General features: G+C 29.2%; 10 protein-coding genes. 2 read left to right on the top strand and 8 right to left on the bottom strand.

All coding sequences use genetic code 11. The annotated features are described in order from the left end of the window. Nucleotides 1–3 precede the first annotated feature (3 nt). From BMUR_RS09625 to BMUR_RS09615, 3 genes are all read right to left on the bottom strand, one after another. Complete coding sequence (locus BMUR_RS09625) at nucleotides 4–888, bottom strand: polyprenyl synthetase family protein (protein WP_013114370.1); 885 nt, start codon at nucleotides 886–888, stop codon at nucleotides 4–6. A 145-nt stretch (nucleotides 889–1033) separates the two neighbouring features. Then, on the bottom strand, nucleotides 1034–2254 hold the full coding sequence (locus BMUR_RS09620; protein WP_013114369.1) for a serpulina hyodysenteriae variable surface protein: 1221 nt from the start codon (nucleotides 2252–2254) through the stop codon (nucleotides 1034–1036). An 18-nt stretch (nucleotides 2255–2272) separates the two neighbouring features. Next, nucleotides 2273–3691 (bottom strand): sialidase family protein, encoded by a 1419-nt coding sequence (locus BMUR_RS09615; RefSeq protein WP_013114368.1) that lies wholly within the window; start codon nucleotides 3689–3691, stop codon nucleotides 2273–2275. 651 nt (nucleotides 3692–4342) lie between these two features. On the opposite strand from BMUR_RS09615, the gene purD reads away from it, so the two are divergent. Beyond that, nucleotides 4343–5596 (top strand): phosphoribosylamine--glycine ligase, encoded by a 1254-nt coding sequence (purD, locus tag BMUR_RS09610; RefSeq protein WP_013114367.1) that lies wholly within the window; start codon nucleotides 4343–4345, stop codon nucleotides 5594–5596. Nucleotides 5597–5817: 221 nt separating this feature from the next. Here purD and BMUR_RS09605 read toward each other — a convergent pair whose 3' ends face one another. The 4 genes from BMUR_RS09605 to BMUR_RS09590 form a co-directional block, all read right to left on the bottom strand. Further along, nucleotides 5818–6519 carry a B3/B4 domain-containing protein gene (locus BMUR_RS09605; RefSeq protein ID WP_013114366.1) on the bottom strand — a complete coding sequence of 234 codons (702 nt, stop codon included), beginning with the start codon at nucleotides 6517–6519 and terminating at the stop codon, nucleotides 5818–5820. Between the two features lie 45 nt (nucleotides 6520–6564). Beyond that, nucleotides 6565–7533, bottom strand: a complete 969-nt coding sequence (locus tag BMUR_RS09600; RefSeq protein WP_013114365.1) for a DNA-methyltransferase — start codon at nucleotides 7531–7533, stop codon at nucleotides 6565–6567. Nucleotides 7534–7536: 3 nt separating this feature from the next. Continuing rightward, on the bottom strand, nucleotides 7537–7740 hold the full coding sequence (gene rpmE, locus BMUR_RS09595) for a 50S ribosomal protein L31 (protein WP_013114364.1): 204 nt from the start codon (nucleotides 7738–7740) through the stop codon (nucleotides 7537–7539). 177 nt (nucleotides 7741–7917) lie between these two features. After that, a complete protein-coding gene (locus BMUR_RS09590) occupies nucleotides 7918–9300 on the bottom strand; it encodes a hypothetical protein (protein ID WP_013114363.1) in 1383 nt (460 codons plus the stop codon). Between the two features lie 579 nt (nucleotides 9301–9879). Between BMUR_RS09590 and BMUR_RS09585 the strand changes: the two genes are divergently transcribed. Next, nucleotides 9880–10599, top strand: a complete 720-nt coding sequence (locus tag BMUR_RS09585; RefSeq protein WP_013114362.1) for an outer membrane beta-barrel protein — start codon at nucleotides 9880–9882, stop codon at nucleotides 10597–10599. 314 nt (nucleotides 10600–10913) lie between these two features. On the opposite strand, the gene BMUR_RS09580 is transcribed toward BMUR_RS09585, so the two are convergent. Beyond that, on the bottom strand, nucleotides 10914–14030 hold the full coding sequence (locus BMUR_RS09580) for an efflux RND transporter permease subunit (protein ID WP_013114361.1): 3117 nt from the start codon (nucleotides 14028–14030) through the stop codon (nucleotides 10914–10916). Nucleotides 14031–14223 lie beyond the last annotated feature (193 nt).

Raw genomic sequence — 14223 nt, 5'->3', positions numbered from 1 at the left:
TTTTTAAGATTTTCTCTCTATTATATAGTTTGCTAATTCTATCAAAATATTTTTAGCTTCGCTCTCTTTATAAGGATTTAAATATTCAATTGCTTTTTCTGTTACCTTTTTTGCCTCTTTTTTGGCTCCTTCAAGTCCGAACTGCTTAACGTATGTAAGTTTGCCTTCTTTTTCATCTTTACCTACAGTTTTACCTAAGGTTTCATTGTCGGAAATTACATCAAGTATATCGTCCTGTATCTGAAATGCAAGTCCTATAGCTTCACCGTATTTTGTTATATTTTCTATATCATTGTCGTTTTCAGAAGATATCGCCCCAAGTCTTACAGCTCCTCTAATCATAGCAGCTGTCTTTTTAGCATGAAGAACTTTAAGCATATCAAAATTAATTTCTTTCTCTTCGTAATATAAATCGATAAACTGTCCCATAACCATTCCGTTAATTCCAGCAGCATAGCTTAATTCAAATAAAAGTTTTCTTAAAGTGCTGTCTTTGACATCCGCTTTAGAAAGTAACTGAAAAGCATGGGTTAGAAGTCCGTCGCCTACAAGTATAGCATTAGCCTCACCGTATTTAACATGCGTTGTAGGTTTGCCGCGTCTCAAATCATCATTGTCCATAGCAGGTAAATCATCATGAACTAAAGAATATGTATGTATAAGCTCTAATGATACTGCAGGTATTACAGCTTTTTTATAATCACCTTCAAAAAGTTCGCATGCCAATAAAGTAAGTACAGGTCTTAATCTTTTACCGCCTGCATCAAGAGGATATTTAAGCATTTCTATAAAGCTATTTTCTAATTCAATATCGCTTTTGTCAAATATATTTTCAATATTATTATTAATATCTTTAAGTCTTATATTCATATATTCTTTAAGATTCATATTTTTTTATCCTAATTTTTAATGATTTCTTCTATTATAATGCAATAAGTAAAAATGTAAAGTAAAAAAGCCGCCTATAAAATATAGACGGCTTAAAAATATTTAGAAGAAAAAAGAATCAGTTTTTATTATTTTTCATTTTTTATTAAAAATAATAACTCAAACCAGTTTTACCATTGAATACTAAACTAGTTTGACTAGGATTTTTTAAACTATCAGCTATAGTTACACCACCAGTTTGAATTTCAAAGTACCATTCCAAACTTTTTACAGGACGTATATATAATTCTCCATAAACTACATATCCTAATCCAAATATGGAATTCCTTTCATTTTGTGAAGCAGAACTCTGGTAAATATGCTTAGCTCCTATCATTGTAAATGATAAAGCAGGTTCAAGATAAAAACTAATATTTTCATCTAATGAAGTAGCAGTAAAACCAACAGGTACAGCAACACCAACTCTATAAGGTTCTATTGCATAATATGATCCAGGAATAGAAGCTAAATATCCTCCATTTAATCCAGAACCAGTATTGGCACCATTACCGCCGGTAGAACTTCCAGGTCCTGTTGTAGGATAATAAGGGGCAAAACCTTTAGCAGAAATAGAGAAATTATCATTTATTATATTTGCTCCAAAGTTTTTATTATCTGTAGCTAATGATTGATCATACTGAACTCTTAAAATAGGTTCTATTAATACTTCAGGAGTTTCTATTTTGAAGTATATTCTAGCTTGCAAACCAAAAGACTGCTGTCTTAAATACTGCTGATTATCTGCAACATTTTCAATATATGCATTCCCATAGTTTACAAAAAATCTTAATTGACTTAATACAGGCATTTCTCTAGGGAAATAATATCTTGCTTCAATAGCAGTTGATACTACATAAGCACCTGTAAGATCGGCAACAGTTGTTTTACTTTTAGAACCTACACCTATAGAAACAGGTACATTTATTCTAAGAGCATCATCTAAAACAGTAGCAGTTATTACAGGAGTATGAACCATATATGAATCAGATTTATAAGTAAATTCATAACCTGCCCCTATCCCCCAAAAACCTGCATCATAACCTATACCAGCCAAAACAGAAGGAACTAAACTTATAACACCATTTGTTCCTCCTATATCACCTATATTATGTATTATTAAATCGGATAAGCTATTTGCACCTGTTATACCAACAGCTACTCTTACATTACTTGTACCCGCTAGAATACCAAATCTATCAGTTCTAACGCTCAATTGATTACTATGAACCAAGAAGTCAATAAAGTTCATATCAGCACCAAAATAACCGTAAACAGAACTAAATACTAAACATGTACATAATATTGTATTTAATATATATTTTCTCATTTTTTATTTTCCTCTATATTAATTCATAGCTTCTTGAAATAAATAGTCAGTACTATAGTTAACAGATTCAGCACCTGAAGTTAACCAATTTAAGTTAAATCTTCTAAATACTATATTATAATGATCTGTACCTTTACTCTGAGATTTTGGAAGTTCTTCAGTTAAAGTAGCTATAGTACCATCAGGCAATACAGTTATAGTAGGATATCCTGAATATGTGTTCATACCATCATTTATTAGTTGTCTGTCATATTGGAATTTTCCAGATGTATTAGCAGCACCATTATTAAGCTCATTTACAGAAAGTTTAACATGGTGATTTATTCTATTTTGATACCATGTACCATTAGGGGCTTGATCTGAGTGTATATACAATATGTATTTGTCAGTTTTTATACGTTTGCCATTATATTCGTATCTGAATATATCTGCATTATTACCTGGATCTACTAATTCTGGATCTTTACCTAACCATTGCCAACTTGCACCACCATCCGAAGATATAGACCAAGATCTTCCACCAGCACTAACAGATCTTCTATGATTGAAAAGTATTCTTCCATCAGAAAGCTCTATTGCTTTAGTTTCATCAATATTACCATCACCCCCACCTGTACTTGAATTTAAATAGCCTAGATTTTCCCAAGTTTTACCGTCTGAACTGACTATTGCTGAAACTGTTAAAGGTGAAGAACCACTACTATTTGCTCCCCAACCGAAGAATGCAAACATTATTTTTCCTTTATGTTGCCCATATCTTAATGTTACACCCTGACCAGAAGCCCCAAATCCTGTAGAAGGTTTAGCTTTTCCCCCTTTAAATATTACACTATTTGCATCTAAGGTAGACCATAAAGACCAAGTAGCACCATCATCAGTACTTCTAAATATTTTAGTGATTCCTGTTTGATTTATATCTTTTTTCTGTATACCTGGTTCTGTTACAACTCCCATATATATAGTGCTTTTAGCTACAGGATCAACCATTAAAAAAGCATCGCCATAAGAATCTGTTATATTATTTGCTTGTACTACAACTTTGCTTTCTGACCAAGTTTTACCCAAATCCTTACTTGTTCTTACAACAACATCTATAACATTTTGTTTACCTAAATCTTGATAACCATTATGTCTTCTATCTGCTGCTGCAACTATCACTCCATTTCTTGTTACTGCCAAAGCAGGTATTCTATATCCAGTTGCTCCTTGACCAGCTGTCCACAATGTAGTATAGTTATTATTCGGATCCATAGGTTGATTTTGTTCTTCCTGACTTAAAGAACCAGCAGGGAGTACATAACCGCTTCCAACAGTACTGCCTCCGCCTGAACCTCCAGTATTACCTCCGCCTGCTCCTGTAACGTTTTTATTATTACAAGATATTGCAAATACAAATGCACATATCAATACAAAAGAGATAATTAAATTTTTTTTCATGATATAAACTCCTCTATAAATATTGTATTTTTATAATAAGCATTTAACTGGTAAATGCAGAATGGTCTTGAAAAAAGTTTAGAAATGATATAAGATGTAAAAAGTATTTTATTTTCTATTATTCTAGAATAGAATAGAATAGAATAGAATAGAATAGAATAGAATAGAATTCTACATATAACTGAACTGAACTGAACTGAACTGAACTCGAGTACAATTAGTGAAAATAAAGTTACTGATCATATTATCCTCATATTAGTTTGCTAGTTAATGTTCACGTGAACATTAACCTATATCATAAGTATAGTAAAATTATCCCCATTTTTCAAATTTATTTGAAATTTTTTTATGGATTTACATTTTTTTAATAAATATAATTAATAATTATATTTATTAAACCTTAAAATATAATTATATGCTGTCTTAAAATACATAGGTTGTGACTGCCTATACGACAAATTTCATCAATACCTATAATCTTGATAAAATAATAGTAAAACAAATCTTGCCATATAGCACAAAAAAAGAATAAAAATATAAAAACTAATTTTTGACAAAGTTTATATTTTAAGTATAATAAAGCTAATAAAGAAAATTCTTTTTATAATAATACTCTGCTATATTATTATTTATTAATTAAAGGATAAAATCATGAAAATACTTGTTATAGGTTCAGGTGCCAGAGAGCATGCCATTTGCAATAATTTGAGTAAAAATGAAAGAGTATCAAAAATATATTGTGCTTTAGGAAATGCTGGAACTCATAGAGAAAAAAAATGTAAAAATGTAAACATTTCTACTATAGATGAAATATTAAACTTTGCTAAAAATGAAAATATTGATTTAACTATTGTAGGAAGCGAAGAAATGCTTGTATATGGAATAGCTGATAAGTTTGAAGAAAACGGACTTAAAATATTCGGACCTAATAAACATGCTGCCATACTTGAAGGCTCTAAAGCATATTCAAAAAATTTTATGAAAAAGTATGGAGTTAAAACTGCAGAATATGAAACATTTACTGATTATAATAAAGCAAGTGAATATTTAAATAAATGCAGCTATCCTATAGTTATAAAGGCGAGCGGACTTGCTTTAGGTAAAGGTGTTTTAATATGTCAAGATAAAAAAGAGGCTCAAAATGCTTTAGAAGATATAATGATTAAAAAAATATTTAAAGAAGCAGGCGATGAAATAGTAATAGAAGAGTTTTTAGAGGGTTATGAAGCTTCTATACTTTCAGTAACTGACAGCAATGTTATAATACCTTTTATATCTGCTAAAGATCATAAAAAGATAGGTGATAATGATACTGGAAACAATACCGGAGGAATGGGAGTTATAGCACCGAATCCGTACTATACAAAAGAAGCAGAAGAATTATTTATAAAAGATATATTAGAGCCTACACTTAAAGGAATAAAGGCTGAAAAAATGTCATTTGCCGGAATTATATTTTTTGGGATTATGATAACAAAAAAAGGTGTGTATTTGCTTGAGTACAATGTGAGAATGGGAGATCCTGAAACTCAGGCAGTGCTTCAGCTTTTAGATACTGACTATTTATCTATTATAGAATCTGCTATGAAAAAAGACATATCAAGTTTAAATATCAAATGGAAAAATAAGCATGCATGCTGTGTTGTAATGGCATCAGGCGGATATCCTGCTAGTTATAACAAAGGATACAAAATAGAAGGTATTGAAAATATAAAAGGTAAGTGCTTTATTGCAGGTGCTAAAATAGATGAAAATAATAATATTGTTACTGACGGAGGACGTGTTCTTAATGTAGTTAATATTGCTGACACTTTAGAAGAGGCCAGAAAACTTACTTATGAAGATATTGAAAAAATAGATTTTAAAGATAAATACTACAGAAAAGATATTGGATTAATAAAATAAAAAGTAAATAAAAAATGCTTGGTCTTTTGTAAAAAAATACAATAACCAAGCATTTTTATACTTTAACTTCCCGCACAAGCGTTTTTTTTAAATTTTCTGTTTTTAACAGCATTGTAATTTATAATGAGATTATGTAAATTATTGATTAGTTTATTAAAAAACTGTTTTAATGCGTAGTAAAATAGATTGTTAAAATTTTATAATATATTTTTTACTCTTAATTAAAACTCTATATAATTATTTTCTGCATTAATCATTCCTACTTCAATAGTGCAGTTAAAGAATTTAGAAAGCAGAGAGCTAAGCTCATCTCTAGCACTAATAGCCCTATCATCATTAACACCTAAAAAAGCATCTATAGGAAATATTATATTTGAAGAAGTTTCAACAATTTTTCCATGTTCGCTTTGCCTCCATATCCATCTTCTAGTTCTTACATCATTAGAAGAAACATATACTAATTCATTTTCATCAACTTCTTCGCTTTCAGTTTCTCCGAAAGGGATAAAAATATCTCCTTTTTTTGAGTATCTTATATAAAAATCCTCTTTCATAGAATCCAAATCATGTGCCCCCATAGGGAGTTTATATTTTATTGATACAGCATTTACTAAATCGACAACAGCATTTATATTAGGCATTCCTTTCTTTTTTGATATTCTAGTAAGTAATGCCTCTATAGAACACATAAATTTGTTTGGATTAATATTAAGTTTTTGAAAGGCATCTCTATAACATTTTATATATTCGCTTTCTTTTACCTTTATATTATCAAAATCTTTTTCTGCATTCAAAATATTCTCTTCAAGCATAGAGGATATATCATCTATCTTTTTAGTATTATCAATATTTTTTGCTACAACTACAGCAACAGAAAGCTCATTTAAAGTTTCAAATACTTTATTTTCAATTATGAATTTCATATTATATAAACTCCTAAATATTATGAGATCGAAGTTAATATTTTATCAGATGTTATCTTTTTTAGTTTTTGTCATTAATGATTTTAAATATGAATAAGTATTTCTTTCCCAAAAAACCCCATCAGCAAATCCCTGAATATTTTTATCAGTATTTGATTTTTCTAATCTATACTCAGTAAGTAATGCATAATATTTATCCATTTCTATAGATACATATTTTCTATTTAATTTATTTGCAACTACTACAGTAGTACCGCTTCCTACAAAAGGATCAAAAACTATATCACCCTCTTTTGAACTTGCCAAAAGTAATTTTGCAATTAATTTTTCAGGCTTTTGTGTAGGGTGCGTAGTATTTTCTGCCATAGACCAATAAGGCACACTTATATCATCCCAAAAATTAGAAGGGTGAGTTAATCTAAATTTTCCTTCCTCCGTTTCCTGCCAGTCTTTTGGCTTACCCTCTTCTCTGTATGGAGCTATTACTCTTCTTTTCATCTTTACAGCATCTATATTAAAATAATAATTATTTGACACTGTAGCAAACCATATATCTTCCAAAGCATTCTTCCAATTAAATTGGGCCCCTCTTCCCTTTTCTCTCTGCCAAGTAATTCTATTTCGCACAATAAAATATTTACTAAGCACATCATACACAGCAGAGCTTGAAAATAAATCGCAGCATACATATATAGAAGCCGTTTTTTTCAGATGAGGTATAATCAAACTTATAAAAGAATCTATATACTGATTATAATCATTGTCCGATTTTTTTCTAAAATTAAGATTACCGAAATCTTTATTTAAATTATAAGGGGGATCTATAATAGCTAAGTCTATAAAATTATCGGGAAGATAATTTATAGACTCAAAAAAATCATTACAAATTGTCTTGTTAAGAATAGAATCAAGACTAGTTTTTTCTTTTAAAGTTATTAAACGTTTGGAAAACTTTTCTGCATCATCTCCATCTAAAATTATAGTTTTATTTTTAGACGAACGGTTTTGATTCATAAATTATTTTTTTAAGCCATAACGTTTTTTAAATTTATCAACTCTTCCTGCTGTATCAAGAATTTTTTGCTTACCTGTAAAGAAAGGGTGGCAGTTATGACAAATATCTACGTGTAAAGTTTTTTGTACGGAATGTATTTTAAAGTTCGCTCCGCAGGCACAGTTTACATCTGTTTCAAAGTATTGAGGGTGTATATCTTTTTTCATTTTGCTTCTCCATTAAAAGTAAAATAATATAATTTTTGATATTAAGTTTATATTATATTATAAAATTAGTCTTTTTGCAATAGCTTAAAAATAAATTTATTTTTTGAAATAGCATATAAAAATAATAAGAAGCGAAAAATATTCTTAAACGCCCCTTATTATCAATTAATTATTTTCTTAATTTACAACAGTATCATAATAATTAACAATATACCAATACTGACCCATCTGTCTTAATATAAATGTTCTTCTTACAACAGGGTCATAAACATCGCCAGTATCAGCGTTAAAATATCTATGATAAAGTCTAGTTTCAACTTCTGCTCTAGGCAAACCATAATCTTCAGTAATTGTTGTTTTATCGATAGTATAGTTTAGAAGAGTATAATTTACTGCAGGATCATATTCATTTCTAATCATATTCAAAATGGCACTATAATGCTCTTTTAATTTAGCATCTTTAGTAGATATAACATCTCTTTGAAGTTCCGCTATAAAATTATTTCTTACCTGTCTGTCATAAGCTGAAGCCAAATATTTTTTAAACTCATCAAATAATACTTTTCTGTCTTCAGGCAAAGAAGTTCTGTAAAGAATATCAAATCTTATAGCAAGTTCTCTTATATTACTGGATTTATAAGCCATTTCCAAATTATTTAAGAAATTATTGCCAAAATTAGTTCTTAGCATGCTGGCACTAATTCCATCAGCAAACTGATCTCTTAAAAATGCCTCAAAACTTAATGTTCTAGCCTTCTGACGCACTCCGGTATCTGTAAAGTCTTCGAGATAGCTATTGCTGTAATTATTTCTGTATGCTTCATAATATCTTTGGCTTATGCTTATTATAGAAGGCATATGCATGTAGCTGAAATAATTAGTCCAATCCCTATTTTTCATAGAAAATAAAGTATTGGATACAACACTGTAAGGTGAGAATTGTTCTAACTGTGAAATATTAGTTACAACATTATAAGGTGTTGTATTTCCCTGCTGCTGATAGGTTCTAGCATTATCTAATAAGAAATAAGCTGTATCGGCTTTCATAGAAAAATTATCACTTATTTCCGGCATAGGATTAAAACTGCATTCTACTCGGTATCTTCCAGTTTTGTCAAAGTAAAACCAATTATTTAAATCTACATAATATGAAAAACTTTCGCCTTCATTAAGAGTTACTACTCTGTCTTTAGAAGAATCTAAAGATCTTTCATTTTTATATTTCCATAAAGTATAATTGTCTGATGATACTACTGGATTATTGTAATTATCATAAACTGTAAAGCTATAATTATTAAAAGGATTAATGGAGTTTGTAAAACTTACAGTTCCTTTTTTGGCATATATCTTTATTTCCATAGTTATAGGTTCATTTAATCTATATCTATTTAAATCAAAGTTCATACTAATAACATAACTGGACGGTGCTACTACATTATCATTAGGATAAACTCTTTTAATTTGATCCAACATAATTGTATCCAAAAAGTTATCATTTTGGGCAAATATATTAGAACAGCTTATAATTATAAATAAAAGTAATAATATTCTATGTTTCATACGTCATTACCTTAAAAAATACTACTATAATACTTTATCGGAAAAAAGTAAAAATAACATAAGAAAAATTATATATCTTTAATATTATTATGTTTTTAATAAAAAATAATAATTTTTAATATTAGAAAGCCAAATATAAAAATTGTGAGCATATAGCAAATTCATCTGCTATATGTTTTTAGCGAACAATTTTTATTAGCAATAATAAAAAAAAAAAACACAAATATTCTTTAATAAATATTGACAATTTTATTTATTAATTTAATATGTATTCAGTTAATTTAGACGGAGAAATTAATTACTATGAAAGCATACAGCATACAGCATACAGCATACAGCATACAGCATACAGCATAACTATTCACTAAAATTATCAAAAAAATCACTATACAATCTATACAACTTAATAATACATCATATTTCTTTTCGCATTGCACAAATAAAAAAAATTAATAAATCGAAAAATCTAATTAATACCTTTTTAATTTATATTCAAAATACATTTTATATCTTTGATAACTTGTTAAAGATCAAAATCTTTAATTGTTATAAATAAAAAAATATTAAAAGGAGTTTTTTATGAAACACTTAAAAAAAATCATTTTCACAGCTGTATTATCAGCAGCATTAAGTACATCAGCATTCGCAGCAAGCGGATTCGAGTTTATACTCAATGTACCATTTGGATTAAGCATAGGTATTCCTAAATTACCTGCAGGAACACCAAAAAATGTTATTAAAGGAGGAGTTGGCTTTGATATTGGAGTTACTGCTCAATTAGGTTATATGATTAGTATAACTGATGGTTTAGGTATTAGCATATTAGGAGAAATAGGATATGCACATGACACTTTTGCTTTCTCTATGGATGGTGAGGCTGCAACAGGTATGACAGGAGCACCTAAAATGACTTTATCCCAATCTTTTGAAAGCATACAAATAGGATTGCTCCCTAAAGTAAATATTGGAGCATTTGCAATAGGTATAGGCGGAGGAGTAAAAATCCCTATGGCTTCATCTATTAATGTTAAATATGGAGATACTGATGCTGGAAGTCTTAAATTAAATATGAATTATATAGGTACTATGTATTCTACAGCATTAATAGGATATATAAAGGGTACTTTCGATTATTCTATATTCTTTACTGATAAAATAGCTATGAATGTAGGTTTATATTTAGGTTATGATTTCATGCCTAAAGTTGCCACTGACGGAAGTGTAAGTGGTCCTTTTCTTGACGGAGGTACTTTTGACATAGGATTACAGTTAGGATTTAAATTTGGACCTAAAGCATAATTTATCTGTTAAATAAAACAATCATATTTAAAAAAGCCTGTCTTAATAGTTTTATTGGGGCAGGTTTTTTAATATATATAAACTTATTTCACCACGCGTTAAAACCACTTTATAAACAAAGCTAGTCAGAAATTACATAATTTCACTATAAATTTTAATTCCGCTCACCGCGTGCTGTTAAATACCTAAAATTTAATAAACGCTTGGGCGGGTGTGCTTTTATTAATTAAGTAACAAGCATTAAGAAAATCTTTATTTCAGAATAAAATTTTAAACTTTAAAGGGCGGGAGTGAGAAAAAAATTACAAATATAATTAATCGTTTCTTATCTTTATATTAAATCTGTTTCTAAAGCTAGAATATACAGAAGGTATTATTATAAGCGTAAACATAGTAGAAAATAATAATCCGCCGCAAACCGCTATAGCTAAAGGTCGGTACATTTCGCTTCCATTTCCAACTTCAAATATCATAGGAAGAAGACCTAATATTGTAGTTAATGATGTCATGAGTACTGGTCTTAATCTTCTTTTGCATGACTCCAAAGCAGCACTGTCCCAGCTTATATTTTTTTCAAGCACAACCTTATTCATATAATCTATCAAAACTATTCCGTTATTAACTACTATTCCTACAAGCATTATTATACCTATTCCGCTGTAAACATTTAAAGTTTGTCCGCCTAAATAAAGAAATATCAAAGCCCCAAATAATGCAAAAGGGACTGCCAAAGATATTACAAAAGGAGTAATATACGATTCAAACTGCCCTGCTATAATGGCATATACAAATACCAAAGCCATTATTAAAGATACAATAAGCTGAATAAATGCTTCCTGCATATCCTCATAATCGCCTGAAAAATTAACAGAAAACCCGCTTGGTATATATATATTATTAAGCTCTTTTCTTATATCTTCTATAATTTCATTTATAGGTCTTCCGAAAGAACTAGCATTTATCTCTATAATTCTTTTATCATTCTTACGGTTTATTTCTATTGGACCTGTTCCTCTATGTATATCTACTAATGATGAAATAGGCACTATGCCGTTTTTTGTAGGTATCATCATCTTTTGAATACTTGAAACATTATCTCTGTTTGTATCTTCCAAACGCACTATTATATCAGTATCTACATATATAGAATTATCTAATGTCATCTTACTTGCAGTTGTTCCGCTGAAAGAAGTTCTTATAATATTGGCAACTGTATTAATATTGATACCCATTTTTGATACCAAATCCCTGTCAATATCAAAAACCAATTCATGATTAGAATCATCTTCTTTTATCAAAACATTTCTAATGCCGTCAACTTTATTTACTGCCGCTATAATATTGCTAGCCACATCATAACCTCTTTCTAAATCATCTCCCACAAGCTCTATAACAATAGCACTATAATCTTTAGGCTTACCCAAAGCTACATTTTCAGAATTAAGCTCTATACGTCCGGGATATCCATTTACTCTGTTTCTAATCATCTCTATATAATAGCTTATATCTAATTTCCTTCCGTATTCTCTGTCTATTAATTTTACTCTCACCTCTCCATGATGTTCATTTCTTCCAGTTCTCACTCTAGTCTCATAATAAGCCATATTATTACTTAAAGCACTTTCTATATCATTTTCCATTCTATGTATAAACATATCTGTAAACTCTACCCTAGCACCTACTGGAAGTCTTAATCTTGAAATTATTGTTCCTTCATCTGATACTGGATAGCCTTCTCTTCCTATATTTGTTAATAATAAAAATAATGATAGAAATAATAAAACAGATATTAAAGCAAATGATTTCTTTTTATTTTTTATTACAATAGCAAGCATACTTAAATAAAACTTCTCTACATTACTATGTATTTTATCATTAAAAAAACTCTCCAAACTCTTTAATAATAAATTAATTCTGCTTTTACTATTGCCTTTATGAAGTCTTGAAGCTAATAAAGGAACTATAGTTAAAGCAACCAAAAGAGAAGATATAAGCGATATTGAAACTGTCATACATAAATCACTGAACATCTGCCCCATTTCACCCTGAACAAATAGAAACGGAAGAAATACGCATACACTTGTCAAAGTAGAAGCGGTTATTGCAATTGATACCTCGCTTGCTCCCAAAATAGATGCTTTAAAATTACTTATTATACTGCTTCTTTTATCATGTACATATTTTGAATAATAATCATTATAATAAAATATATTCTCTAGTACAACTATAGAATTATCTACCATCATTCCTACACCCAAAACTAAACCAGAAAGCGATATAACATTAATAGTAATATCAAAAAAATACATCAATATAAATGTGCTTATTACTGATACTGGTATAGAAATGCTTATAATAAATACGCTTTTTATATCCCATAAATATATCATAAGAACTATAACAGCAAATAAAGCCCCCTGCCATACTGTATTAAGTACATTGCGTATAGAGTTTTTTATAGTGTCTGAACTATTAAACAATATCTGATAATAAATACCAGAAGGAAGCATTATTTCATTAAGTCTTTTTTCTACATCTCTGGATATTTGTATAATATTTCCTCCGGACTCTTTTGTAACAGCAATAGTTAAAGATTTTTGTCCGTTAATACGCACTATCTCAGAATCATCTTCATAATCCTCATGAACATATGCTATATCTCTTACCCTTACTGGATAAATTTCATCTTTAAGCATTATAACAACATCTTCAATATCCTTTACAGTTTTAAACTCACCAGTAGTTCTTATATTATATTTATAAACGCCCTCATAAGTTTCGCCTCCTGCTACATTCTGATTTTCCAATGCTAGAGTTTTTACTATATCATTAATATCTATAGAATAGGCATTTAGTCTGTTTAAATCTATATCAACACGTATAATTTTTTTAAGTCCGCCTCTTATTTCAGTTTGTGCCACTCCGTCAACCTGTTCTAATCTTGTAAGTATCTGACTGTCTACTAAATCATAAAGCGATGATAAATTATCAGTACCGAAAAATGCTATATTCATTATAGGGGTAGCATCACTTGAAAACTTTGATATATTAGGGTTATCTGCTTCATCAGGAAGTGAAGAGCGAATCATATCAATAGCTTCTCTTATATCATCAGATGCTGTTTGCAAATCTGTGCCCCAATTAAACTCTATTTCTACATTAGACTCTGACTCTTTTGATTTGGACTTAATCGTTTTTACATTATTAACAGAAGATACTGCATTTTCTACTACTCTTGTAACCGATTTCTCTACTTCTTCTGGTCCTGCATTATCGTATGTTGTTTTTATACTGATAATAGGAACCTCCATATCTGGGAGATAATTTATATTAAGTCTTGATATGCTTATAAATCCAATTATGAACATGGATACGAGTGTAACAAATACTGTTGTGGGTCTGCTTACTATTAAAGTAATAAATTTCTTCATTATTTTTTACAAATTTATATCATATAAAATATTACGCAAATATGATATTAAATTCTAAGAAATATTCAATAGTCTTTTATCAATAAATTTCAAAATACTTGTTTCAAAACTCAATTTCTTAATACTTAAAATTTTTTATTTAATATTTTTTAATCATAGCTGCGGAACACAATCATGCCAGCTCTGAGTTCCT

Origin of the sequence: Brachyspira murdochii DSM 12563 (genome assembly GCF_000092845.1) — a bacterium.
In the GTDB taxonomy this organism is placed as follows: domain Bacteria; phylum Spirochaetota; class Brachyspiria; order Brachyspirales; family Brachyspiraceae; genus Brachyspira; species Brachyspira murdochii.
Note: the sequence above shows the minus strand (reverse complement) of the source record. Positions and strands in the feature narration are given on the sequence as shown.